Here is a 24,342-nt window from a genome sequence, read left to right on the forward strand (position 1 = left end):
ATTTTTTAATAACTCAACTGCAGCGACCTTCCCGAGAACTCGGGACAGGCATTCTAACCAGCTGAACTACCACTCCTTTTATTTTNATANCTCAACNNCAGCGANCTTNCCGAGTATTGGGAAAAGGATCTTAATCAGTTGAACTATCATTCCTAAAGTATAAAAAGAGCCCCCTGCCGGGATCGAACCAGCGACCTACTGATTACAAGTCAGTTGCTCTACCAGCTGAGCTAAGGAGGCTTTTATTTATTTTTCTCAGCCCTTTGACTGAAAACGTGGTGCAAATATAGAGGGATAGATCAATGGTGCAAAAGTATTTCGGAAAAAAATAAGGGAACATTTACTATCCCCTTATTTATGAGACAATTAAAATTCTCTTATAATAGAAAGTTTTTTCTTCAACTTGTCAATTTCTTTTTCTGCCTTATTGATTTTCTCATCAAATTGATCCTTCAGTTTATCCGCGGTCTTGGATGCAGCAAAGAACTCTAAGTTATTTTTCCAAAGAGTAATATTATTTTCCAAATCTGCAATTTGCTTTCGAATGCCATGCTCTTTCTTATTCAGGACTCTATTTGCATTTGGATCAGCTTGAAGCTTATTGAGGTTAAGCCTGAATAAAAACTCTTCTTTTTGCCCTCCAGCTACACCAAGTTTATTTACATAAGCATCCACAGCCTCATTAAACTTTGCTATGATTTCTTTCATGTTTTTTCTTGGCACAAAGCCTATAGCGTTGAATTCCGTTATAAGTTTTTCTAAAGATTCCTCAGACAGATTCTCTCCTTCAGATTCTGACCTTATTTTTTCACAAAGTGTTTCCTTCAGCTTGAGATTATCTTCAAATTCTTTATTGACCTGTTTATTTGCGTCTCTCCTATTATCAAAAAACGTATCACAAGCATGCTTAAACTTCCTGTAAAGTTCATCTCTAACCTTTTCTGGAGTTGGGCCTATCTTCTTCCACTCCTGTTGAAGATTAATTAGCTTGCCCGAGGTTTCTTGCCAATCCGTACTTTCCATCAAGGCTTCAGCTGCTGAAATAAGTTCCTCTGCTTTCTTCTTATTAGTCAAACGAATGTCATCCAGCTCTTTAAAAAACTGATTCTTATTGTGGAAGAACTGCTTAAAGTGACCCCAGAATTTCTTATTTACTTCCTTTCCTGCCTCTCTTGGTACGGGACCTGTAGCTTCCCACTCTTTTTGAATAGCTAGAACTTCTTTCGTTTTAGTATTCCACTCTTTTATCTTAGAGGTAGTGAAATCTTTGAAACTGGATAACTTTTCAATCAGAGCTTCTTTTTTGATTAGGTTATCTTTGAAGACTTCCTTTTGGCTGTCATAAAATTCTTTACGTCTTTCATATACAGCATCGGACGCTGATTTGAACCTCTGCCATAATGCTTCCTGCTCATCTCTTGGAACTGGTCCAATATGCTTGAATTCCTCATGTAAGTCATTCAAAATTTTTATTGCCTCTTTCAGATCATCCAACTTGATAAGAGATTCCGCTTTTTCACAAATTTCCAGTTTCTGTTCAAGATTTTTCTTTCGGTCAAGCTCTTTTAATTCAAAATAAATACTCCTATTGTCATAAAACCTGTCCATCAAGGCGTTATAGGAGGCCCAGAGACTCCTGTTCTGAGATCCTGGCACTGGCCCAATCTTCTTCCACTCTTCCTGGATAGATTTGATGGTGCTGATACTGTGAGTGGTTTCTTCTCCATCCACAAGCTCTCTAAGCCGATCTAAAATTTCATTCTTAGCTTGAAGGTTCTTTTCTTTCTGTCTTTCCTGATCTCTTAGGAAATTGGATTTCTTTTCTCTGAAATCGTTGTATGCAGCAAAAAACAACCTATCCTCATCTTCTGCTCTATATTGGAAATCATCGGTGGTACCACCTTTCTCCAAAAAGTCTTTTAAGGCAATATCTTTTTCCTTGTTATAGATATCATCAAAGTGATTTTTTATTTCACTGACAACAGAATCAATTTTTGAATATTTTTCTGTAGCTACAAGCTCCTTTAAAGCATTTAGGAGTTCTTTTTTGTTAAAGTGAGAATAATCAACCGCCTCTATTTCTTCTTCTTCATCATTGGTAGATTCTTCAGACTGCTCCTGAGTTACTGCACTTTGTTCCCCACTGACATCATGGGTAGATTTATCAGAATCTACTGGGGACACATTGGAAGGATTAGTTTCTTCCACTTTTTCTTGAAGTTCTGTACTTTCAAAAGTTTCAGCATTAACGCCCTCTTCCTTTTTAGGCTCAGCATTTTCTTCCTCCATTATTTCAGACTTACTCTCATCTCCATCTTGGTGATCGGAAGTAAGTTCAGCTTTTGGAGATTCCTTTTTTGCCTGCTCTGATTCCTCATTCATTTGGTCTTTTTTACCTTCTCCAACTGATTCAGAGTTGGTTCGGGTCACCTTGTCTTTTTCAGACATTTCCTTGTCATTATCCATAATGTAATCGGTACTTTTTTGATATCTGTAAGAAGCAAAAGTAATAAAATGATTTAATTTAATCTTGGGTCAATGGGATAATTTGCCATAAGCTGATATTCTCCCCCCATATTTCTCAAAATAATTTTCCATAAATCCTCAGGTGAAGAGGTGAAAATATTTTCTGAAATTAATTCATCACAAACAATCCAGGTATTCTCTTGAAGTTCGAGATCTAGTTGACCTATGGCCCAACCTGAATAGCCTATAAAAAACCTGATTTTTTCCTTATCTAATTTACCTATGTTGATTTGTTCAACAATTTCATCAAAATTACCACCCCACCAAAGATCCTTCGCCAATTCTATACTTTGCTCCGACAGCTTTTCACCGAAATAAATGAAATGTAAAGTATTTTGCTCTACGGGACCACCAACATAAACATTACATTCGACTACTGAAACATTATCAATCAGCTCATTGAGCTTTAGGATGGAGAGTTTGTTCAATACTAGACCGAATGAACCATTTTCATTGTTTTCGCAGACCAACACTACAGATCTGACAAAATTTTCATCCTGTAGAAATGGTTCTGAAATTAATAAATGTCCAGCTTTTGGCGATATGTGTTTTTCTTGGCTCATTTACATTAGAAAAGTTACTGAGGTAATTTATGGCTAAATTTTTTAAATGCAATAAGTATGATAATTTTATAACCAAAAGCTAGACAAAATGGAAATTGCTGACATAAGAAAGGAATATTCACTTCAAACACTCGATATTACAGATGTAGAAAAATCTCCTTTAGATCAATTCAAAAATTGGTTTGGAGAAGTATTGAATTCGCAAGTTTTGGAGGCAAATGCTATGAACTTGAGTACTATTGATAAAAATGGCAGACCAAACTCAAGAATAGTTTTACTAAAAGGAGTTGACCATGGTTTTGTTTTTTTTACCAACTATTCAAGCGTTAAAGGCTCTGAGCTTGCCGACAACCCCTTTGTAGCGGCTACATTTCATTGGGCTGAATTAGAGCGTCAAGTCAGGATATCGGGAAAAGTAGAGAAAATTTCTTCTGAAGAATCTGATGAATATTTTTTCTCAAGGCCATTTTCAAGTCAAATTGGAGCGTGGGTTTCTCCTCAAAGCCAAGAAATTCCTAATAGAGAGTTTCTTGAAATCAAAGAAAAAGAACTTAACAAAAAATTAACCCCAGAAACAATCAAAAGACCTGAGCATTGGGGAGGGTTTAGAATTATAGCAGACCAGATAGAATTCTGGCAAGGTAGACCTAGCCGACTACATGATAGGATCCTTTATGTTTTACAGAATAGCGGTGATTGGAAAATCAGCAGGTTGGCCCCCTGAAATTGGACTTTTTACTTTAAATCAAATATATCTTCAATACCTATCATTCTCTCCACAGTAAATCCTTCACCATATTTCACGTTGATACTATGACCAAATTCTCTTCCTCTTGCCTCAATGAAGTCAAGAAAGCCAGAGGAGGAAATGAAACTTTCCGGTTCTTTGCTGTCCGGATCATAAAATTGGGATTTAAATGCTTGAATACTTTCCATCTTTTTTTCCCAAAAAGCAGAAACGTCAACAACAAAATCAGGTTTTATGTAATTATTTTGAATGTAATGATAAATAAATTTAGGACGCCAAGCGGCTTGGTCATTCCCGTCCCATAGCGTACTAACTTTTCTAAGTCCACTTATAAAACACGCTTTTGAAGCAACTAAACCACCTTTACCGTGATCGGGGTGCCGGTCGGAAACTGCATTTGCCAAAACAATCTCAGGTTGATATTTACGGATGTATTTTACAATAGCCAAATAGTGCTTTTCATCATCTTCAAAAAAAACATCCCTGAAGCCAAGGTTTTCCCTCATTGATAAGCCGAGTATTTGAGAAGCACTTGATGACTCCTTAAGCCTTGTTTCCGGTGTTCCTCTAGTCCCCATTTCACCTTTGGTCAAGTCTAAAATGCCAACTTTATAACCTTTTGCAATATGTGCTGCTATAGTTCCTGAACAGGCAAGCTCTGCATCATCGGGGTGTGCAGCAATTACCAAAATATCTAGTTTCATTTTTTGACTTTTAAGTTCTTAGCGTACTCTCAACCTTTGTCCTACCCTTAAAATGCTATTTGTTGAAATATTGTTTAGTCTTGTAAGCGTACTGACTCTCACACCGTACCTTCTCGCAATTATACTCAAATTCTCCCCACTTCTAACCCTATGATAAACAGATTCTTGTGTTTGAATCACATGATCAAAACTAGATGCAGTAATTCTATATACATCAGACTTTAACCTTCCTAAATTGAAATCGAACAATTCTGTCGGGTTGATAGATAGGCCTTGATACCTGACTTCAAAATGAAGGTGGGGTCCAGTACTTCTTCCGGTACTGCCTCCCAATCCAATTAAATCACCTGCCTTGACTTCCTGGCCTACTTCCGCTATAAGCTTGGACATGTGTCCATATAATGTCTCTAATCCATTCTTATGCCGTACCACGATATAATATCCATAGCCATTTCTATCAAATGATCTGACCCTCACTATACCATCAAACACAGAGTATATAGGATCCCCCACACGCAGCCTAAGATCGGTTCCATGGTGCCATCTAAACCGCCTGAAGCCAAACTCCGAAGTCACTTGGGTTACATCCAAGGGCATTTTATAGTCTGTTCCAAAAAATGGATCAAATAGCTTAACATAGACTGTATCTTTAAAATCTTTGGGATTGAAATCATAAATATTGATTTTTCTGCTGTCCCAAGAAGCATAATATTCAAATGCTGTAACCCAAATGCTGTCAATGAGAATTTTTTCAGAAACTTGTACCAATTGGTTAGTCGGCGCCCAGATCAGAGATAGTGTATCTTCTGATACAATACTTAATCTCCTTTTCAGATTAACGAAGTCTTTAAATAAAAGTGAATCTGTATCTCTTGTGACATTCTGAAGGTACTTTTGCGCGTCAAAAAGTCTTAAATCTCGTTGAACTGGATTTAATGGTGGAGCTGGTGTTTCAGTTTTTGGTTTTTTAATGATTTTTGGAAAAGTTTGAGCATGGGTCTCAATAAGACTCATGCTCAAAAATAAAATAAGTAATGTAAGGTAACTTTTAATTATCATTAGAAAGGAATCAAACTATTCTTGAGCAGCCAAATACCTTTCAGCATCAAGAGCTGCCATACAGCCTGTTCCAGCTGCAGTTACTGCCTGTCTATAAATATGGTCTTGAGCATCTCCACAGGCAAAAACTCCTTCAATATTTGTTTTGGTACTGCCTGCTTTGGTTAGGATATAACCACTCTCATCCATATCAAGAAAATCCTTAAAGATTGAAGTATTTGGTTCATGCCCAATAGCAACAAAAAAGCCAGAAATTTTCAAATTTCTTTTTTCTCCAGATTTATTATCAAAAACCCTAACTCCCTCTACTTCATCTTTGCCTAGAATTTCATCAGTTTCTGTATTCCAAAGGACTTCTATCTTTGGATTGTTGAGGACTCTTTTTTGCATGATTTGAGATGCTCTCATCTCATCTCTTCTGATGAGCATATATACTTTGTTGCAAATATTAGCCAGGTAAGAAGCCTCTTCACATGCGGTGTCACCTGCACCCACGATAGCTACATCCTGTCCTCTAAAGAAAAAACCATCACAAACGGCACAGGCAGAAACCCCCTTGCCGTTAAGCCTTTCCTCACTTTCGATACCAAGCCATTTGGCTGAAGCTCCAGTTGAAATCACAACTGTATCTGCATGGATTTCTTTTTGATCATCGACAATTACTTTGTGTGGCTTTACAGAAAAATCCACCTTCGTAACCATTCCATATCTGACTTGGGTCCCAAATCTTTCGGCCTGCTTTCGGAAATCTTCCATCATTTCAGGCCCCATAATCCCTTCAGGATACCCAGGGTAATTTTCCACATCAGTCGTTATAGTCAATTGGCCACCTGGTTGCCCGCCAGTGTATAAGACAGGAGCAAGCCCAGCCCTTGAAGCGTAAATAGCCGCAGTATAACCTGCCGGTCCTGACCCTATGATGAGGACCTTTACTTTTTCTATTTCAGAAGACATTTGATTTAAATTATGGGTTAGCAAATTTTAATAAAATACATTTCACAACAAAGTTAATACCTGTTAAAATTCCCTTGACCAAGTTGACACCATGAATCTCAGAAAGATAGGTTTTACAATATGGAAAAGTGCGAATTTTAAATTTTGGATATAAAAAAAGGGGTAAAACCCCTTTTTCAATAATGTTCACTCAATTAATGTGAGTTATCCTAGATATGGCTTTAATGTTTTACTTCTAGAAGTATGTCTTAACCTCCTGATTGCCTTTTCTTTGATCTGACGAACTCTTTCTCTTGTAAGATTGAATTTCTCACCGATCTCTTCAAGCGTCATAGCGTGTTCACCATTCAATCCAAAATAAAGTGTAATTACATCTGCTTCTCTGGATGTAAGTGTTGATAATGCACGCTGAACTTCCTTTCTAAGCGAGTCAGTCATCAAACCATCATCGGGTTTTTCGTCACCATCATTTTCCAATACATCAAGGAGACTATTTTCTTCACCTTGAACAAATGGGGCATCCATAGATACGTGCCTACCAGATATTTTCATAGTGTCTACTACTTCTCCAGCAGTAACTTCAAGTACCTCAGCGAGCTCTTCAGGGGATGGTTCTCTTTCAAACTTCTGTTCTAATTCAGAGAAGGTTTTACTTATTTTATTTAGCGAGCCTACTCTATTTAGTGGCAGCCTAACAATCCTAGACTGCTCGGCCAAAGCCTGAAGAATAGATTGTCTTATCCACCATACAGCATAAGAGATGAATTTGAAACCTCTTGTCTCATCAAACCTTTGAGCAGCTTTGATTAGACCTAAGTTACCTTCATTAATTAAATCACCAAGGGAAAGCCCTTGATTTTGATATTGTTTGGCTACAGAAACCACAAACCTTAGGTTTGCTTTGGTTAATTTTTCCAACGCAAGCTGATCTCCTTCCCGGATTCTTTTAGCTAGTACTACTTCCTCATCTGCAGTTAGAAGATCTACTTTACCTATCTCCTGAAGATATTTATCAAGGGACTGGCTTTCTCTGTTGGTAATCTGTTTGCTAATTTTTAGCTGCCTCATTCAAGAATATTTATTTGGTTAAGACTGAATAGTATAACAGAAATGATTCCAAGTATAGTTCAATTTGATTGAATCCAATTTTGAACTTAATCTTTTTTACCGGAATTTTCTGGTTTTGGTAACAAAACTTTTCTGGATAATTTGAATTTTCCTGTTTTCTTATCCACATCAATAAGTTTAACCATTATTTCTTCTCCAGGTTCCAAAACACCTTCCATATTTTCAAGCCTCTCCCATTTAATTTCAGAAATGTGAAGTAACCCGTCTTTTCCAGGCATAAACTCTACAAAAGCTCCAAATGGCATGATGTTTTTCACTTTTCCAGTATAGGTCTCTCCTATTTCAGGCTGGGCAACGATTGCTCTGATTCTGCTGATAGCAGCATCCATCGAATCTTGATTGTTAGAGAAAATATTGATTTTGCCCTGATTGTCTATCTCTTCAATTACAATAGTAGCTCCTGTATCTTTTTGGATTTCCTGGATCACTTTTCCGCCTGGTCCGATAACAGCACCGATAAGCTCCTTAGGAATATTCATGATAAAGGATCTTGGTGTATGCGGTTTCAGATCCGCTTTTGGCTCGGCCAAAGTTTTCTTGATTTCCTCAAGAATATGAAGCCTGCCGTTTTTAGCCTGATAAAGCGCTTCTTTAAGGACGTTGTAATCCAAGCCCTCTACTTTAAGGTCCATCTGACAAGCAGTAATCCCTTTTTCCGTCCCTGTTACTTTGAAATCCATATCCCCCAAATGGTCCTCATCTCCGAGAATATCTGACAAAATGGAATAATTTCCTGTCTTTGCATCAGAAATCATACCCATGGCAATACCTGTCACAGGTGCTTTAATCTGGATGCCGGCATCCATCAATGCAAGTGAACCCGCGCAAACAGTAGCCATAGAAGACGAACCATTCGATTCAAGAATGTCAGACACAATTCTAATTGTGTATGGGTTTTCGTCATCTTTGGGCAAAACCTTTTTCAGGGCTCTCATGGCCAAGTTGCCATGTCCCACTTCTCTTCTACCCGGACCTCTATTAGGTTTTACTTCACCAGTTGAAAATCCAGGGAAATTATAATGAAGAAAAAATTTATTGTAACCTGAAATCACAGCTCCGTCTACCATCTGTTCGTCCATCTTTGTACCCAAGGTACAGGTAGTGACCGATTGAGTTTCTCCACGGGTAAATACTGCTGAACCATGGGCAGAAGGAAGATAGTCCACTACTGACCAAATAGGCCTAACTTCATCCAGCTTTCTGCCGTCAAGTCTTTTCTTTTCATTCAACGTGAGGTTTCTTGCAGCTTCCTTATGGATTTTGCTGAAATACGGACCAATCAAAGACTCTTCAAAACCATGCTCTTCTCCAAGGCTTTCAACGAACTCTTCTTTGATTGTTTTGATAAGGTCAGATCTTTCTGATTTATTGGCAATTTGTTTAGCGACTACTTCATAACATTTGTCATAAAGTTCCGCATGCATTTTTTCAAACAAAGCCTCGTCGGACTTTTCATGGTTATATTCCCTCTTGGTTTCTTTTCCAACAGCAACAGTCAATTCCTTTTGAATCTGGCAATGCCTTTTGATCTCTTCGTGGGCATATTGCATGGCTTCTACCATTTCATCCTCAGAGATCTCATCGGCTTCACCTTCTACCATAAGGATATATTCTTCAGAACCAGCAACAATAAACTCCAAAGAAGCATTTTTGATGAGTTCAGGAGTAGGGTTGATGATAAGTTTACCGTCTACTTTGGCTACTCTGACTTCTGAAATAGGACCATTGAATGGTATATCCGAAACAGCAAGGGCAGCAGAAGCTGCTAAACCTGCCAAACAATCAGGTAAAACTTCCGGATCATAAGACATCAAGGTGATAGCAATCTGGGTGTCAGCATGATAATCATCTGGAAAAATAGGCCTTATTGCCCTGTCTACAATTCGACTTATTAAAATTTCATAATCAGAAAGTCTGCCTTCTCTTTTCAAAAAACCTCCGGGAATTTTTCCGGATGCGGCAAATTTCTCTTGGTAATCTACAGACATTGGAAGAAAATCAACTCCTTCTCCTGCCTCTTTTTTGGACACGACTGTTGCAAGCAACATAGCCTTACCCATTTTTACGACAACCGATCCATCAGCCTGCTTGGCTAAAGCTCCGGTTTCAATAATTATTTCTCTACCATCCTCTAGGGTAATAGTTTTTGAAATTACGTTTGGTAACATACAGTTTTGTTAAGAATAAATTAGCTAAGATGTAAAAGTAAGGTTCAATATCGTGGGGAGGCAAAAAAGTAAGGTTCTCCTTCAGAGAACCTTACTGACAATATGGTATTATTTTCTAATTCCTAGTTCGGCAATGATTGCTCTGTATCTCTCGATATCATTTTTGATCAAGTAGTTAAGCAAACTTCTTCTTTTACCTACCAATTTTAAAAGACTCAATCTTGAAGAGTGATCTTTTTTGTTTGTTTTCAAATGCTCGGTCAGGTGCTGAATTCTATAGGTAAACAACGCAATCTGAGATTCCGGTGATCCTGTATCTTTTTCAGACTTTAACCTGCCATGATTTTTGAAAAGCTCCGCTTTTTTCTCTGTGGATAAATACATGTCTAGTTAATATTTTTTAATTTTAAACAGCCACAAAGGTAAAACCTTTATTTTGAATTTAAAAATGCAAGGAATTAATTAGAAAACAATCTTTTGAAGCTTTGGTGAATTTTTTTGAAAAATTCAACGTAGGTATCCGCTTCGAATAGCCTGGCATCTTTCCGGGCTTGTTTCAGAAAGAAAAATCCAAATGGTAAGAGCACAAGGTTGGAAAACCAAGTACCTAATAATGCACCTGTCACACCTTCTTTTGCCCATTTTTCTCCGGTAATGGTCAACATATAATAAACAATAAAAAAGATAATTGACAGTAGAACTGGCATTCCTAAACCTCCTTTTTTTATAATTGCCCCTAATGGAGCTCCTATCATAAACATCACTATACAGGCGAATGCTGTAGTATACTTTTGAAACCACGCTATCTGAAATCTCCTATACTCCCTTTCCAGATTATCAATCTGGGTAAGCTTGGTACTGAAATTATTTTTTACTGTTCTAGCATTGTTCAAACCAACAGTTGCTGCCCTTGCCTTGTAATTCCCAGCACTTACAATTGAATCTATTTTTGCTTTTTGCTCCGGAGTAAACTCCGTTGGCTTCAATGCCATTTTTAATGAATCGGTGGTTTCAGTCTTTTCATTCTTTTCCTCTATTCTTGCATTTTCAAAATTACCTGGACTGGGGTCAGGCATCAAAGTGAGTTTTTCTCTTATATCGCTTTGTTCCTCACTCCCAATTTCATCTATTACGTCCAATGCCATTGAGTCTAACCCTGATTGTGACTGCGAAAGGCCCAGAGAATCCTGCATCAACTGATATTCCTGGTCTGCCACGGAATCAAGAGCCACCAAACTTGAGTCTATTTTAGAAGCTGAAACCCCCACACTTCTAAGACTGTCCTCTTTCCTCTCCTTTCTGAACTTAAGCCTAGCCTCTCTAAGGGAATCATATAACAGTTTACCTCTGACTATATCTTCTGGAGGAGTTATCTTCCTATTTCTTGAAAAATATGAATAGGAAGACTCAGTAGTCATATAATTGTAATAGATAATCTGATTAATCTCACTGGCCATAGAGTCAAGCCCATCTTTTAGCTGAGCAATATTTTTTATAGATCTGTTAGTTGACCATAAATCCTCAGGCGTCCTGTTTAACTGAAAAGATTCCAAATTGAATACCATTTGGTTTTCAGAAAAATTGGTTCTTGTGAAATCCACTGGCTTCTCTGTAATACCCCTTTGAGAACGCGCTTCTTTGTAGCTGATACCATTATAAAGCGTAAGACGCATGTAGCGATCATTAAAAAACGGCTCCATTCTGCCTGAATCCGCTAGAATTACATTGATATTACCCTGCCCCTCCGAGTGATCATAAATGATTACATCTCTCAACCTGACATCATCAATTTTTCTATTAACCTTAATGCTGTAGTTTGGAATACCAGCATAAAAAACACCTTCTTTGATATCGAGTGCGGGTGATTTCATTCTTATATCATAAAGCAGACTGAATGTCTTTAAATTAACTTTAGGTACAAGGTAATTATTAGATAAATAGGCAAAAATAGTCAATATAACAACGAAAATTCCAATCGGCCTCAATGCCCTCAAAAGGGAAATACCGCTACTCTTGATAGCTGTAAGCTCAAAATGTTCTCCAAGGTTACCAAAAGTCATTAAAGAGGACAATAGCACTGCCAGTGGAAGAGCCATTGGTGAAATACTGATTACGAAATAAGAGAAAAGCTCAATGTAGATCATGAAATCCAGGCCTTTCCCAAAAATTTCGTCGAAATACTTTAACATATTTACAGTGAGCAGAATAAAATCCACCACAATAAATGTTAAAAAGAATGGGCCGATAAAGGACCCAAGAATAAGCTTATCAAGTTTTTTCATTAACAGTATATTGCCTGCCGTTTGATTTAACGACAAAGTTGGCAATAATATTCAAAATTCATCGAATTTTGCCAGCTATCCGCCGATGATCTCTTTGAGATTCGAAACGAGGTTTTCCCAAATAGATTCCAATTCATCATCATCATAAGAATCACTATAATCAATTACCTTTAGAAACAAGGTCTGAGTCAATTCATTTTCTTCTAGCTTAAACTCTATAAAAGAATGATCTGTTTCATCGGGGTTATCCGGGTCAAAAAAATCGAATTTCACATGATAATTTGTTCTTAAAGCCACAACTCTAGCATAATGATCTTCGCCGTCATATTGAAACTTATAGGTTTTATCTTCATTTATGGAGACATCATCTGCGTACCATTCTGATAGGCCACTTGCAGTGCTCAAGTAGGGGAAAAGTATTTTCCTTGAAGTATTGATTTGATAATCAGCAACAAACTTATTCTTTACCATTTTTTCGATTATTTAGTTTTCAAAAAAACACTTTTTTTGCGTCAATATGTTTGCAATTCAAAGGTCAAGACCTCATATTTGCATTCCCAATTGGCGAGGTAGCTCAGATGGTTAGAGCGCAGGATTCATAACCCTGAGGTCGGCAGTTCGATTCTGCTCCTCGCTACTCAAAGCTTCTCTTTACTGAGAGGCTTTTTTATTTTAAACCAGCAGCAGGATTCTTATCCGCCTCGGCGGTCGGCAATCCTATTCTGCTCCTCGCTACTCAAAGCTTCTCTTTACTGAGAGGCTTTTTCCATTATTATAAACGTCAGCAAACGATCTTTTAATAAAAAACCAATCCCCAAAATTCATTTTTTTTGAATTTCAGGTATTGGTCTCCTATAATTGTACATTTGTAATATAGTAAATTTCCCAATCACATATAAGGACTTTATAAAAATTAGCCAATAAAAAAAGCCCCGTTTTGCGGGGCTTTGATTATCAAGTAATTGAGTGCGCTCTTACTTAACTTTTTCAACAACAGCTTTGAATGCCTCGGGATGATTCATAGCCAAATCTGCAAGAACCTTTCTGTTCAATTCGATTCCGCCTTTCTTAAGCATACCCATAAATTGTGAATACGAAATACCATGTTCTCTGGCACCCGCATTGATACGCTGGATCCATAAAGCTCTGAACTCTCTTTTCTTAGCTTTTCTGTCTCTGTAAGCGTATTGAAGACCTTTTTCATATTTGTTTTTAGCAACGGTCCACACATTTTTACCTCTTCCGAAGTAGCCTTTTGTTGCTTTAAGGACTTTTTTTCTTCTTGCTCTTGAAGCAACTGCATTTACTGATCTAGGCATAATTTTTAATTTTTTTGACCCTAGGTGCCTATCGGACTTTTAAACCTGAGCGTCTGGTGAATAAATAAACCTTAATTTTAATTAATAGGGGAGAAGAGAATTATCCTATTCTCAACATTGCTTTTACTCTTCCTTCATCTGACTCATGAACCTCTCCCATTTTGGTAAGATTTCTCTTCCTCTTGGTAGATTTTTTTGTCAAGATGTGGCTTTTGTAAGCATGCTTCCTTCTGATTTTTCCGGTAGCGGTAAGCTTAAACCGTTTTTTTGCACTTGATTTAGTTTTTACTTTAGGCATAACTGTATTTGTTTGTTGAATTATTTTTTACTGGTTTTGGGGGCAAGGAATAAGAACATCCTTTTACCCTCAAGTTTTGGAAGTTGCTCTACTTGTGCATATTCTTCCAACTCTTGTGCAAATCTCAATAACAACATTTCGCCCCTCTCTTTAAAGACTATTGACCTACCTACAAAGTGAACATAAGCTTTAACTTTTGCACCTTCTTTTAGGAAGCCTATGGCATGCTTCAATTTAAAATTAAAATCATGGTCATCGGTATTGGGACCGAATCTGATTTCTTTGAGAACAGTTTTGGCAGCATTGGCTTTAATCTCCTTTTGCTTCTTTTTCTGTTCGTATTTAAACTTGGCATAGTCAATCACCTTACAGACAGGTGGATTGGCATTTGGGGAGATTTCTACAAGATCGAGATCATTTTCCTGAGCAAGCTTCAACGCTTGGGAGGTTGCCATTACGGCATTTCCCCCTTCTACAAAGTCCCCTACTATGCGGACTTCTCTTGCTCTGATTTTCTCATTTACCTTATAAGGCTCTTCTTGTCTTTGTCTGAACGGTGTTCTTCCTCTCAAAATTTTTTGGTTGTTTTAATGAAATTGCCTGCAAATATCTGAATTATTTCGAGATTTAAAAAATCTCATTCGTTTTTACTGCCTTTATTTCTGCTTTAGAGATGTTTCTATTATTCCTTTAAAATAGCTTACAAACTCCTCCACATTAAGACTACCTTTATCACCTTCTCCGTGTTTACGGACTGATATTCTTCCTTCTTCCTGTTCTTTTTCACCTACAATTAACATGAACGGAATTTTCTTGACCTCTGCATCCCTGATTTTTCGTCCAATTTTTTCGTCTCTGTTATCAATTGCACCAATAATATCTTCCTCCTCTAATTTAGTCCGTATTTCTTCCGCATACGCAATAAATTTCTCTGAAATCGGAAGTATAGTAATCTGCTCTGGTGATAGCCAAAGTGGAAAATTACCCGCACAATGCTCTATCAAGACAGCTACAAACCTTTCCAAAGAACCAAATGGCGCCCTGTGGATCATCACAGGCCTGTGCTTTTGGTTATCTGAACCTATATATTCCAACTGAAATCTCTCAGGAAGGTTATAATCTACCTGAATAGTTCCCAATTGCCATTTTCTACCAAGAGCATCTTTTACCATAAAGTCCAACTTTGGACCATAAAATGCTGCCTCTCCAAGTTCGGTTATAGTTTCCAGCCCTTTTTCAGCGGCTGCTTCAATTATAGCCGACTCTGCTTTTTCCCAAGCTTCATCAGAACCTATGTATTTATCTTTATTGTCAGGGTCTCTCAAAGAAACCTGGGCTGTAAAAATCCTCAAAACCTAAGGCCTGGAAAACATATAGAACCAAATCTATTACTTTAATAAACTCTTCTTTGACCTGATCAGGACGGCAAAATATATGTGCATCATCTTGGGTAAAACCTCTTACTCTTGTTAAGCCATGTAATTCTCCACTTTGTTCATACCGATAAACAGTCCCAAATTCTGCATATCGAATCGGAAGATCTTTGTATGAGCGTGGTTTGTGTTTGTATATTTCGCAATGATGAGGGCAATTCATTGGCTTTAGCAAAAACTCCTCTCCTTCATTAGGCGTGGCTATTGGCTGGAAAGAATCTTTCCCATACTTCTCGTAATGTCCTGATGTTTCATAAAGGGCTTTGTGACCAATATGCGGTGTAACTACCTGCTGATATCCGGATTTGTCCTGTGCCCTTTTCATAAAGTTCACCAGTCTTTCCCTTAACAAAGTACCTTTGGGCAACCATAGAGGTAAGCCCATCCCTACCTTCTCTGAAAATGTAAAAAGCTCCAACTCCCGGCCAAGTTTTCTATGGTCACGCTTTTTGGCTTCTTCCAACATGTGTAGGTACTCCTGCAGCTCTTTAGCTTTCGGGAAAGTAATGCCATAAATCCTGGTGAGCATTTTGTTTTTTTCGTCCCCTCTCCAGTAAGCCCCTGCTATATTCAACAACTTAGCTGCTTTGATAAATCCCGTATTGGGAATGTGAGGTCCACGGCAGAGGTCCACAAAATTACCCTGCTCATAAAAAGTAATCGAACCATCTTCCAGACCCTCCAAAAGGTCCAACTTGTATTCGTCACCTTTTTCGCTGAAATAGGCAACCGCATCTTTCTTTGAAATATCTTTTCGGATATATTCGTTTTTTTGTCTGGCCAGCTCAAGCATTTTGGCTTCTATTTTTTCCAACTCCGAGCCATCCAAGGATTTGTCTCCGAAATCTACGTCATAATAAAACCCGTTTTCAATCGGCGGCCCTATACCCAGTTTCACTCCCGGATAAAGTGCTTCCAAAGCTTCTGCCATCAAGTGCGCAGAGGAATGCCAAAAGGTGTTTTTCCCCTCGTTATCATTCCAGGTCAACAACTGTACAGATGAATCCTGATTGATGGGACGGGTGGCGTCCCAGACTTTTCCGTTTACTTTTGCTGCAAGTACGTTTCTGGCCAAACCCTCGCTGATACTAAGTGCAATCTGTAGCCCTGAAACTCCTTTTTCATACTCTCTTACCGATCCATCCGGTAGGGTAATTTTGATTTGTTGGTTAGACATTTAAAGAATTGTGTAAATGAAACATGGCACCTATACAAACAGATGCATTTATTTTAGCTGCAAATATGCAAATTGATTGTGGCTTTATAAAAGGATATAGAAATAAGCTTAGTTTATTTTTTCATGTGCTTGTACATATATTTGCTGTTGTAATCATTCAAAAAAGGTATTAATGGATTTTCAGGTAATAATTATTGGCGGGGGAATAGTCGGGCTGGCTACGGGTTTAAAGATCAAACAACGAAACCCGAATATCAAAGTAGCCCTACTGGAGAAAGAGGAAGAAGTAGCCAAACATCAGACAGGTAACAATAGTGGTGTAATCCATTCCGGTTTGTATTATAAGCCTGGTTCCCTAAAAGCTAAAAACTGTATAGAAGGCTACCATGAACTGGTTAGGTTTTGTGAAGAAGAAAATATCCCGTTTGAACTCACCGGAAAAGTGGTCGTCGCTACCAGAAAAGAACAGGTTCCACTTCTCAATTCATTGCTTGAAAGAGGCTTACAAAATGGATTAAAGGGCACCCGCTCCATCACCTTGGATGAACTGAAGCATTTCGAACCTTATTGTGCCGGAGTAGCGGCCATCCATGTCCCGCAGACCGGAATAGTTGATTACAAACTAGTGGCTGAAAAATACGCTGAGAAATTTCAAATACTCGGCGGACAGGTTTTTCTCGGTCATAAGGTCATTAAAGTCGAAACCCAAAACACAGCATCAATCATTCATACCAGCAAGGGAAGTTTTTCAACAAATCTTCTGATCAATTGTGCAGGCCTCTACTCTGATAAAGTGGCTCAGATGAACCAGAAAGAAAGCCTGGATGTAAAAATTATTCCTTTCAGAGGTGAATATTATAAGATCAAAAAGGAAAGAGAATACTTGGTCAAAAACCTAATTTACCCGGTTCCTGATCCCAATTTCCCGTTTTTGGGAGTACACTTTACCCGCATGATGAAAGGAGGAGTGGAAGCAGGTCCGAATGCTGTATTGGCATTTAAGAGAGAGGGATATAAAAAGTCCCAGGTCAACTTTTCAGAGTTGGCCGAAACCCTAAGCTGGCCAGGATTTCAAAAAGTAGCCTCCAAGTACTGGAAAACCGGAATGGGTGAACTTTTCAGGTCTTTCTCCAAGAAAGCATTTACCGATGCCCTAAAAGAACTTATCCCTGACATTCAGGAAAGTGATCTTATAGAAGGTGGAGCAGGTGTAAGGGCTCAGGCTTGTGACAGGACCGGTGGACTACTGGATGATTTCTGCATCCGGGAAGATCAAAATGCCATTCATGTCCTTAATGCCCCCTCTCCTGCCGCAACAAGTTCCCTGTCTATAGGTGGAACCGTATGTGAGTGGGCGCTGAAGAGGTTTTGAGGGAGAGATTAGAATTAAGAACCAAGAGAAAAGAACCCAGAGGGGGTTAACCTTTGAGTGTGCCGTAGCGTACTAGAAGATTCTGTAAAGAGAACCGAGAAACAAGTACCAAGACGCTTTGACCGTCAGATGGCTCTAAGCCTTCAGACGGTTTTTTGTTGGATGCACCCTGAATTTCCCGAGGTTAAAATTGATCGAGGTTTGCCTCTATTTGTTTTTTTCTTAAGGGCAAGCAAAATAAAATCCCTTTAAAAACTCTTTCCAAAACTTACACCTGCCCAATAAGGATAGAATGACCAGCTTTTCCCTTCTCCAACTGGAACATTGAAAAATGGGGTATAGCCAATCCTAAAAAAGAAGCCACCTTCTGGTTTTTGGTATCTATAACCGATTCTTAAAGGAATTAGAGAACCAAATACCACTTTGTCATTAAATTCAAATGTTTCCGAATTAATTTCTAAAGTTCTGCTTAAATATGAAGTAAACCCTAAACCTAATTCCAGATGATGGTTTGACTTGCCATATAAGGCTGACACCTCTATAGGAATAACGGGAAGCCAAATCGTCTTGAAATCATTTAGTTGATTTCGCCACATAGAAAAACCTGCACTGGCATTTAGCTTTAATTTATCTTTTTGATGAAAAATCTTGCTATAGTTTACTGCGTATCTTCCAGAACTTCCACCTACCTCAAGATAAACAGCTTTTTTTGCAGTAAAGATTTCAGCCTCGGATTGAGCCCTTGCCCCAATGGAAAATGATAGGGCAAAGAACAAAATCAGCAGTATCGAATATTTATGTTGAATATTCATAATTTTTCAATTTCGGTGTATAAAACTTGTTAAAAATCGTTCTGAATGAAAGAAATTTGTGTGTGTGTGTGTGTTTGTGGAGGGGTGTGGGGGCAGATTTCCATAGTGCTTAAAGAATTTTAGTTTTGTTAAAAATATTCCTATTAAAATATTTTCTAACCTTAAATTGTGCAATCTTTTATTAAAATAAATTCTTATTTTATCTTTAAATTTTTAAATAGTCACCCGAGCATTCATTTTTATCGCAAAAGGTCTAATATCTGGTTGTCCAGGTTCGTGATGCTAGGGAATTATCCACTTACTGTGCCGGAGTAGTAGCCACCCATGTCCCTCAGACCGGAATAATTGATTATAAATTGGTAGCAGAAAAATACGCGATAGAATTTCAGGAATTGGGTGGTGAAGTTTTTCAAAACCACAAGGTGAACGCTATCAAACAGACAGGGCATACTTCCAATATCCAAACTTCCCAAGGTGATTTTCAAACTGACTTGACCATCAATTGTGCCGGTCTTTATTCTGCCAAGGTGGCTCAAATGAGTCAGAAAGAATCTTTAGATGTCAAAACCATTCCTTAAAGCGAGAAATTAGAAACAAAGCAGTTCTGGAGTTAGATCAAAACCTGGTAATTCGTAAACGATACCAAGACATAAGACGCTAGACAAAAGATGGGTATAAGCATTGACAAAGCCCCGTAAATCGTCCTTCGTAAATCGTAACTATTGAGGAAGAGAGGTTTATTTATCATATTCTTGACCTGGTTCTCAAATTTTAGCCTCAATTGTTTGATTTAGGCAAAAATTGATTTGATTGAGATTATAATCTATCTTTCAATTCTTCTAGTTTTGCACATTGGTAATTGAATACCTTCTGCTTCTAATCCACCCTTTCCCCATGCTTTCATCATTACATGTAGAATATAAGTTTGCTAAAATTGCTTTTCCAAACATGAACTTTTGTTTGAAAATGACAGTTTTAGCGATGATTTTAATATTGACAACCCTTAATTTTGGACATTGTCAAGATGATGTGCCAGACAATTTGACCCATTTTAGAGGTAACATCAGTATCACCAACAATGGGCTTTCTTTGATTCCTGCATTTTCACTCAATAGGCCTGCTGCCATTTTTGAGCTTTCAGTCGGTGGTGAGAGACTCAGCTTTGATCCAGAGATGAGATTTGCTTTAGATGGACAGCCCTGGTCTTTTATATTATGGTGGAGATACAAACTCATCAAATCGGATAAATTCAAACTTCACGTCGGTGCCCATCCTGCCTATATTTTTGAAAATATTATGGTGGAAGATGATAATGGCAATATGGTGGAGACCATGAAAACTAACCGCTTTTTCGCCGGAGAAATCTCTCCTAGCTATAATTTCAACGAAAACAATAAAGTAACCTTCCTTTACCTACAGGGTAGAAGCTTGGGAAGTGGCCCGCTTGCCATCAATCAGTTTGTTGCTCTCGGTACTTCCCATACGAATCTTAGCATCACAAAAAAGTTTTTTCTAAATGCCAAGCCACAGTTGTTTTACCTCAAGATGAATGAAAAAGACGGGTATTTTGCCAGTGGTTCTTTTTTGATCGGAAAAAAAGATTTCCCCATATCGCTAGGTACAATTATCAGTAAAAAAATCATTTCGGAAATAGAAGTTGATAATTGGATCTGGAATATCAGTTTGGTGTATTCATTTAACAATGAGTTTGTCAAAAGATCAAATCCCATCCTTTAAATATATTCTTGTGATTTAAATGGATTTTGAAATAAGTTAGAAATACAGTTGAACCTCCCATATACCAGGTCACTTACCCTGTCGCTTTGGACAAGGACAATAACCGGATCGGTTTCCATGTGAATGCAGGTGGGTTGGTAGAGCCTCCTTTGTATGCGGACCGCTTCCCTCCGGGTGCCATAGAAAACTATCTGGCAGAAGAATGGATTGTCGCTTCTAATATCACCGTAGGATCATCCAGGGCGCCCAGATCCAATTTTATTGCCAGTGCAGAACAATCCTTTTTGGATGAATTGGCTGAAGAATTGGGAAAAGACCCTATTGACTTCAGATTGGAAATGCTTAAAAGGGCTAAAGAGAACCCTGTTGGCAAAAACAATGATTATGATCCTGAACGATATGCAGGAGTATTGAAGTTAGTAAGAGAAAAAGCCATTTGGAAAGGAATTGGAATCAGAAATTACCAGGATGTAATTTTAGAGGTCTAGTCAGGCCTCTTTTTTGATTATTACAAGTCTGATAAAATATATTTTCCTCAGAAAACATATCTTCATTTTGATTTTTGTATAAAACATTTTATGATATTGTTTTCTTTAGAAAACAAAATGGAAAGATTAATTAAGACTTCTGAAAAAACAATTAAAAGCTTTAATCGAAGTTTAAAACCCTACTTAATTGATCAGGTAGATTGGAGTCTGAGGTTGCACCAAAGCAACTAGTTATATTCGACCTCAACGGGACCGAACCCTGTCCTAGACGCATTTTTATACTATAAACATTTGATTCCATTGGGATCACCAAGAATCCAGAATCAGCTTTGTTGAAAAAATTAACGGTTAAAAATAAAAAGCCCCGACTGCTAAGAGGTCATTTATATATAACATGCTTTCTCATACGATAGAGCATTCAATTCCGCCAATGTCATACCATCTAAGAAATCTAACCAGATGGTTATTTAACTTTAAAACCTGCTTTTATCCCTAAAAATGAAACACTTGACTCAAAAATGGGGTTATTTATTTAGTTTATAGGCATTTGTTTAAAGTTCCAGCTTTTTCCAAAAGACATTTAAAAATATCATCACTTCAAATGTGATAAAGACATCAATTTTTAAACAAAAATTGATTGGGTAATAATTATCAAAAAGCGATAGCCTTCTGGGCTATCGTTTTTTTATTGATCTCATGGTACTTTTCATAAGCGCATTTTCACATCAAACCCTCTTGCCTATCCGGTCCTTGAAACAGGCTTTGAACTTTCATTTTTCCACCTTTTGTCTTTTCTCTTGTTTCTCGATTCTCGTCTCTCGCATCTTAACTTCTCATTTCTCACATTTCACATCTCTCTAAAAAACTCCAAAAACCTCAATTCTGCCCAAGAGTACTCCTGACCTTTCAAAAGAAACCCTGTATGTCCTCCCCTTTTGGGCATTTCCAAGTAAAGATTAGATTTTCTTTTGGCAAGATCTACAGGGAAACACCTGCCTTTCAGAAGTGGGTCATTCAGTGCATTGATGATCAAAGTGGGAACTTCAATCTTTTCCATCCAATTGTCGGCACTTACAGACTGGTAAAAATCATCCGCATCCTTAAATCCATGCAACTTGGCTGTAAAGTGGGTGTCGAAAGTGTCGAAATCTTTAACCTTACTGAGCAATTCCAAATCTACCAAACCGGGATATTGACTTCCTTTCAAAAACATTTTTGCCTTCAGCTTTCCCAAAAACCTCTTTTTGTAAAACGAATTCCGCTTTTCTCTTAGTGTGGCTGCTGAATCGGGAAGGTTACATGGAGTGGAATAAACCGCTGCCTTTTTGATCTTGGGATGAATGGAGGATCCATTTTCACCTAAATACTTGAGGGTCTGTGCTCCTCCCATAGAAATGCCCGTAAGGTAAAATTCCCTATAAGCTGTTTCCCTATCTGCATGCGCTATGACAGTTTTGAGGTCATAAGAAGCACCATGATGGTACAGGAGTTTCCCTTTGTTCATTTCTCCACTGCAAGACCTGTTGTTCCATGCCAAAGCATCAAAACCATTTTCATTGAAGAGCTTGACCAAGCCTTTGGCATAGTGTCGCTCAGAACTTCCTTCCAATCCATGGGAAATAATAAGCAGCTTGTCAGAACCCACCTTAGACCAGTCCAGGTCCAAAAAATCCCCATCCGGAGTATCAATCCTTTCCCTTTGGTATTGTACTCCCTCTATTTTCCTGAAAATACTGGGAATGATGGTTTCCACATGCCCGTTGAACAAGTAAAACGGAGGATGAATGTAGGTTGATTCCTGAATTATAGGCATAAAAATGGCTTTGGATTCAATTGAATTATTATCTCTAACCCAAAAGAGGGAATAATTTGTTTTATTTGAAAAAGATAACCCGATTCAGTTTATGAAAAAATCAAAATATACTTTCCTCATTCTACTGTTTTCAATTGCATTTTCAGGTTTTATCCAAGCCCAGCAATTGGATGCTTCCATTGATAAAATGTACCCGGAATTGGATGCGCTTTATAAGGAGCTCCACCAAAACCCTGAGCTTTCTTTGCAGGAAAAGGAAACATCAGCCAGGATTGCTGAGGAATTGAGAGACCTGGGCTATGAAGTCACAGAAGGAATCGGCGGATACGGAGTTGTGGGAATAATGAAAAACGGTCCCGGCCCGGTCCTATTGATACGCGCTGATATGGATGCGCTGCCCATGGAGGAAAAAACAGGCTTGCCCTATGCTTCGACAAAAAAAGGAGTGACCAATGATGGAAAGGAAACTTTCATTGCCCATTCATGCGGTCATGACATCCACATGACTGTTTTTATTGGTACGGCAAGGTTGATGCAGGAATTCAAAGACTCCTGGAGAGGAACCTTGTTGATGGTGGGCCAACCTTCTGAGGAAAATGGAATGGGTGCCTGGAACATGTTCAATGATGGTTTGTATGAAAAATTCCCTCACCCTGATTTCGCCATAGCGCTTCATGATGATCCATTCTTGCCTGCCGGAAAGGTAGGGTATAAAGCTGGACCACTAATGGCTGGGGTGGACATGATGAATGTGACTGTGTTTGGTGAAGGGGCACATGGTGCCGCTCCCCATACCGGTATCGACCCTATCGTTCTGAGTGCTCAGATGATCCAGGCCTATCAGACTATTGTGAGCAGAAGAATCGCCCCTACAGATCCTGCAGTAGTAACTGTTGGTTCAATCCGTGGTGGATCTGTGCATAACATCATTCCTGATGAAGTTACCATGCAATTGACATTGAGGTCTTATTCTCCCGAAGTTAGAGAGGAAATGATCAGCAGCATCAAGCGGATCAGTGATCAGTTTGCCAAAGCAGCTGGTTTATCCGATTCCAAAATGCCCGAATATTGGATCAGGGAGCCACATACCCCTGCTTTGGTTAATGACGAGGCACTAACCGAAAGGATGGTGGAAGTTTTCAGAGCCAATTTAGGAGAAGAAAATGTAAAAGAAGTTAAAGCACAGATGATAGGGGAAGATTTCAGTAGATTTGGATTACAGGCAAGGAATATCCCCATTAGTATGTTTTACCTAGGTGCCACTGATCCTGATTTTCTTGAAAAGGCCCAAGCGGAAGGTCTGGAAATCCCGGGACTGCATTCCCCTCAATTTGCACCACTTCCCGAACCTACCATCAAAACTGGGGTGAAAGCCATGGGGGTTTTTGCCATGGAAATTTTGAGGAATATGGAGATTATGAAGAAATGATATATGGTGGAAATATTATAGAAATACGATTGAAATAAAGTAGAAATAAGGTTGAAATAAATTCCTCACTCCACCGCATTATTTTGAAATTCAGTGTTGATGATGGGAAATTATTTCGCCGAAGGCATATTTCAATATATTTCGCAAAGCATATTTCTACATTATTTCTCCAAAGTCATATTTCAATTTTATTTCACGAAGTATATATCAATTTATATCGCCAAAGGCATATTTCAACTGTATATCCTTCAATTTAAAGATTACTTCACAATGTGGTAACACCCTTCTGAAAGATACAGCATACCTTTGAACCAGAATTTTCTTCATAGGTA

The 24,342-nt window shown here is 38.3% G+C and carries 20 protein-coding genes, 2 tRNA genes and 2 pseudogenes; 7 read left to right on the forward strand and 17 right to left on the reverse strand.

Features of this window, described 5'->3' with window-relative positions; all coding sequences use genetic code 11:
* Positions 1–167: 167 nt before the first annotated feature.
* The 3 genes from A33Q_RS03845 to A33Q_RS03855 form a co-directional block, all read right to left on the reverse strand.
* Positions 168–240 (reverse strand) — tRNA-Thr (locus A33Q_RS03845).
* 126 nt (positions 241–366) lie between these two features.
* The gene (locus tag A33Q_RS03850; RefSeq protein WP_009036267.1) at positions 367–2,466 is read right to left on the reverse strand and encodes a DUF349 domain-containing protein; all 2,100 of its coding nucleotides are present in this window, start codon (positions 2,464–2,466) and stop codon (positions 367–369) included.
* A 53-nt stretch (positions 2,467–2,519) separates the two neighbouring features.
* Positions 2,520–3,089 (reverse strand): YqgE/AlgH family protein, encoded by a 570-nt coding sequence (locus tag A33Q_RS03855; RefSeq protein ID WP_009036266.1) that lies wholly within the window; start codon positions 3,087–3,089, stop codon positions 2,520–2,522.
* An 88-nt stretch (positions 3,090–3,177) separates the two neighbouring features.
* Between A33Q_RS03855 and pdxH the strand changes: the two genes are divergently transcribed.
* Positions 3,178–3,813 (forward strand): pyridoxamine 5'-phosphate oxidase, encoded by a 636-nt coding sequence (pdxH, locus tag A33Q_RS03860; protein ID WP_009036265.1) that lies wholly within the window; start codon positions 3,178–3,180, stop codon positions 3,811–3,813.
* An 11-nt stretch (positions 3,814–3,824) separates the two neighbouring features.
* Here the strand turns inward: pdxH and bshB1 are convergent, their stop codons facing one another.
* The 8 genes from bshB1 to A33Q_RS03900 all read right to left on the reverse strand — a co-directional run bounded on the left by bshB1 (position 3,825) and on the right by A33Q_RS03900 (position 12,603).
* Positions 3,825–4,541 carry a bacillithiol biosynthesis deacetylase BshB1 gene (gene bshB1, locus A33Q_RS03865; RefSeq protein ID WP_009036264.1) on the reverse strand — a complete coding sequence of 239 codons (717 nt, stop codon included), beginning with the start codon at positions 4,539–4,541 and terminating at the stop codon, positions 3,825–3,827.
* 18 nt (positions 4,542–4,559) lie between these two features.
* A complete protein-coding gene (locus A33Q_RS03870) occupies positions 4,560–5,555 on the reverse strand; it encodes a peptidoglycan DD-metalloendopeptidase family protein (RefSeq protein ID WP_407635776.1) in 996 nt (331 codons plus the stop codon).
* A 60-nt stretch (positions 5,556–5,615) separates the two neighbouring features.
* The gene (trxB, locus tag A33Q_RS03875; protein ID WP_009036262.1) at positions 5,616–6,554 is read right to left on the reverse strand and encodes a thioredoxin-disulfide reductase; all 939 of its coding nucleotides are present in this window, start codon (positions 6,552–6,554) and stop codon (positions 5,616–5,618) included.
* Positions 6,555–6,758: 204 nt separating this feature from the next.
* The gene (locus A33Q_RS03880) at positions 6,759–7,622 is read right to left on the reverse strand and encodes a sigma-70 family RNA polymerase sigma factor (RefSeq protein ID WP_009036261.1); all 864 of its coding nucleotides are present in this window, start codon (positions 7,620–7,622) and stop codon (positions 6,759–6,761) included.
* An 86-nt stretch (positions 7,623–7,708) separates the two neighbouring features.
* Positions 7,709–9,850, reverse strand: a complete 2,142-nt coding sequence (gene pnp / locus A33Q_RS03885) for a polyribonucleotide nucleotidyltransferase (protein WP_009036260.1) — start codon at positions 9,848–9,850, stop codon at positions 7,709–7,711.
* A 108-nt stretch (positions 9,851–9,958) separates the two neighbouring features.
* A complete protein-coding gene (rpsO, locus tag A33Q_RS03890; RefSeq protein WP_009036259.1) occupies positions 9,959–10,234 on the reverse strand; it encodes a 30S ribosomal protein S15 in 276 nt (91 codons plus the stop codon).
* A 74-nt stretch (positions 10,235–10,308) separates the two neighbouring features.
* A complete protein-coding gene (locus tag A33Q_RS03895; RefSeq protein WP_009036258.1) occupies positions 10,309–12,132 on the reverse strand; it encodes an LptF/LptG family permease in 1,824 nt (607 codons plus the stop codon).
* Between the two features lie 75 nt (positions 12,133–12,207).
* The gene (locus A33Q_RS03900; protein WP_009036257.1) at positions 12,208–12,603 is read right to left on the reverse strand and encodes an START-like domain-containing protein; all 396 of its coding nucleotides are present in this window, start codon (positions 12,601–12,603) and stop codon (positions 12,208–12,210) included.
* Between the two features lie 92 nt (positions 12,604–12,695).
* Between A33Q_RS03900 and A33Q_RS03905 the strand changes: the two genes are divergently transcribed.
* Positions 12,696–12,769 (forward strand) — tRNA-Met (locus tag A33Q_RS03905).
* A gap of 337 nt (positions 12,770–13,106) precedes the next feature.
* Here the strand turns inward: A33Q_RS03905 and rplT are convergent.
* The 4 genes and pseudogenes from rplT to thrS all read right to left on the reverse strand — a co-directional run bounded on the left by rplT (position 13,107) and on the right by thrS (position 16,359).
* On the reverse strand, positions 13,107–13,451 hold the full coding sequence (gene rplT, locus A33Q_RS03910) for a 50S ribosomal protein L20 (RefSeq protein WP_009036256.1): 345 nt from the start codon (positions 13,449–13,451) through the stop codon (positions 13,107–13,109).
* 100 nt (positions 13,452–13,551) lie between these two features.
* Entirely contained in the window at positions 13,552–13,749 is a 198-nt protein-coding gene (rpmI, locus tag A33Q_RS03915; protein ID WP_009036255.1) for a 50S ribosomal protein L35, read from the reverse strand.
* 20 nt (positions 13,750–13,769) lie between these two features.
* Complete coding sequence (gene infC / locus A33Q_RS03920; protein ID WP_009036254.1) at positions 13,770–14,321, reverse strand: translation initiation factor IF-3; 552 nt, start codon at positions 14,319–14,321, stop codon at positions 13,770–13,772.
* Between the two features lie 84 nt (positions 14,322–14,405).
* Positions 14,406–16,359: pseudogene (gene thrS, locus A33Q_RS03925) on the reverse strand (threonine--tRNA ligase).
* A 172-nt stretch (positions 16,360–16,531) separates the two neighbouring features.
* Between thrS and lhgO the strand changes: the two are divergent.
* Complete coding sequence (gene lhgO, locus A33Q_RS03930; RefSeq protein ID WP_009036253.1) at positions 16,532–17,731, forward strand: L-2-hydroxyglutarate oxidase; 1,200 nt, start codon at positions 16,532–16,534, stop codon at positions 17,729–17,731.
* Between the two features lie 248 nt (positions 17,732–17,979).
* Here lhgO and A33Q_RS03935 read toward each other — a convergent pair whose 3' ends face one another.
* Positions 17,980–18,543 carry a hypothetical protein gene (locus tag A33Q_RS03935; protein ID WP_009036252.1) on the reverse strand — a complete coding sequence of 188 codons (564 nt, stop codon included), beginning with the start codon at positions 18,541–18,543 and terminating at the stop codon, positions 17,980–17,982.
* Between the two features lie 356 nt (positions 18,544–18,899).
* On the opposite strand from A33Q_RS03935, the gene A33Q_RS03940 reads away from it, so the two are divergent.
* The 3 genes and pseudogenes from A33Q_RS03940 to A33Q_RS03950 form a co-directional block, all read left to right on the forward strand.
* The gene (locus A33Q_RS03940; RefSeq protein WP_009036251.1) at positions 18,900–19,121 is read left to right on the forward strand and encodes an FAD-dependent oxidoreductase; all 222 of its coding nucleotides are present in this window, start codon (positions 18,900–18,902) and stop codon (positions 19,119–19,121) included.
* A gap of 316 nt (positions 19,122–19,437) precedes the next feature.
* Positions 19,438–20,280 carry a hypothetical protein gene (locus A33Q_RS03945; RefSeq protein WP_009036250.1) on the forward strand — a complete coding sequence of 281 codons (843 nt, stop codon included), beginning with the start codon at positions 19,438–19,440 and terminating at the stop codon, positions 20,278–20,280.
* Positions 20,281–20,336: 56 nt separating this feature from the next.
* Positions 20,337–20,729: pseudogene (locus A33Q_RS03950) on the forward strand (xanthine dehydrogenase family protein molybdopterin-binding subunit); the annotation flags it as partial.
* 886 nt (positions 20,730–21,615) lie between these two features.
* On the opposite strand, the gene A33Q_RS03955 reads toward A33Q_RS03950, so the two are convergent.
* Positions 21,616–22,581 carry a YheT family hydrolase gene (locus tag A33Q_RS03955; protein ID WP_009036248.1) on the reverse strand — a complete coding sequence of 322 codons (966 nt, stop codon included), beginning with the start codon at positions 22,579–22,581 and terminating at the stop codon, positions 21,616–21,618.
* Between the two features lie 91 nt (positions 22,582–22,672).
* Between A33Q_RS03955 and A33Q_RS03960 the strand changes: the two genes are divergently transcribed.
* Complete coding sequence (locus A33Q_RS03960) at positions 22,673–24,010, forward strand: amidohydrolase (RefSeq protein ID WP_009036247.1); 1,338 nt, start codon at positions 22,673–22,675, stop codon at positions 24,008–24,010.
* Positions 24,011–24,342 lie beyond the last annotated feature (332 nt).

This window comes from Indibacter alkaliphilus LW1, assembly GCF_000295935.2.
GTDB classification, from domain to species: Bacteria; Bacteroidota; Bacteroidia; order Cytophagales; family Cyclobacteriaceae; genus Indibacter; species Indibacter alkaliphilus.

Coding starts and splice junctions, on each gene's coding strand:
- A33Q_RS03880 (WP_009036261.1), bottom strand. CDS start 7,622: ATGAGGCAGCTAAAAATTAGCAAACAGATTACCAACAGAGAAAGCCAG.
- rplT (WP_009036256.1), bottom strand. CDS start 13,451: ATGCCTAGATCAGTAAATGCAGTTGCTTCAAGAGCAAGAAGAAAAAAA.
- A33Q_RS03900 (WP_009036257.1), bottom strand. CDS start 12,603: ATGGTAAAGAATAAGTTTGTTGCTGATTATCAAATCAATACTTCAAGG.
- trxB (WP_009036262.1), bottom strand. CDS start 6,554: ATGTCTTCTGAAATAGAAAAAGTAAAGGTCCTCATCATAGGGTCAGGA.
- A33Q_RS03960 (WP_009036247.1), top strand. CDS start 22,673: ATGAAAAAATCAAAATATACTTTCCTCATTCTACTGTTTTCAATTGCA.
- A33Q_RS03855 (WP_009036266.1), bottom strand. CDS start 3,089: ATGAGCCAAGAAAAACACATATCGCCAAAAGCTGGACATTTATTAATT.
- rpsO (WP_009036259.1), bottom strand. CDS start 10,234: ATGTATTTATCCACAGAGAAAAAAGCGGAGCTTTTCAAAAATCATGGC.
- A33Q_RS03945 (WP_009036250.1), top strand. CDS start 19,438: ATGCTTTCATCATTACATGTAGAATATAAGTTTGCTAAAATTGCTTTT.
- A33Q_RS03955 (WP_009036248.1), bottom strand. CDS start 22,581: ATGCCTATAATTCAGGAATCAACCTACATTCATCCTCCGTTTTACTTG.
- A33Q_RS03870 (WP_407635776.1), bottom strand. CDS start 5,555: ATGAGTCTTATTGAGACCCATGCTCAAACTTTTCCAAAAATCATTAAA.
- A33Q_RS03850 (WP_009036267.1), bottom strand. CDS start 2,466: ATGGATAATGACAAGGAAATGTCTGAAAAAGACAAGGTGACCCGAACC.
- lhgO (WP_009036253.1), top strand. CDS start 16,532: ATGGATTTTCAGGTAATAATTATTGGCGGGGGAATAGTCGGGCTGGCT.
- A33Q_RS03935 (WP_009036252.1), bottom strand. CDS start 18,543: ATGAATATTCAACATAAATATTCGATACTGCTGATTTTGTTCTTTGCC.
- bshB1 (WP_009036264.1), bottom strand. CDS start 4,541: ATGAAACTAGATATTTTGGTAATTGCTGCACACCCCGATGATGCAGAG.
- A33Q_RS03895 (WP_009036258.1), bottom strand. CDS start 12,132: ATGAAAAAACTTGATAAGCTTATTCTTGGGTCCTTTATCGGCCCATTC.
- rpmI (WP_009036255.1), bottom strand. CDS start 13,749: ATGCCTAAAGTAAAAACTAAATCAAGTGCAAAAAAACGGTTTAAGCTT.
- pdxH (WP_009036265.1), top strand. CDS start 3,178: ATGGAAATTGCTGACATAAGAAAGGAATATTCACTTCAAACACTCGAT.
- pnp (WP_009036260.1), bottom strand. CDS start 9,850: ATGTTACCAAACGTAATTTCAAAAACTATTACCCTAGAGGATGGTAGA.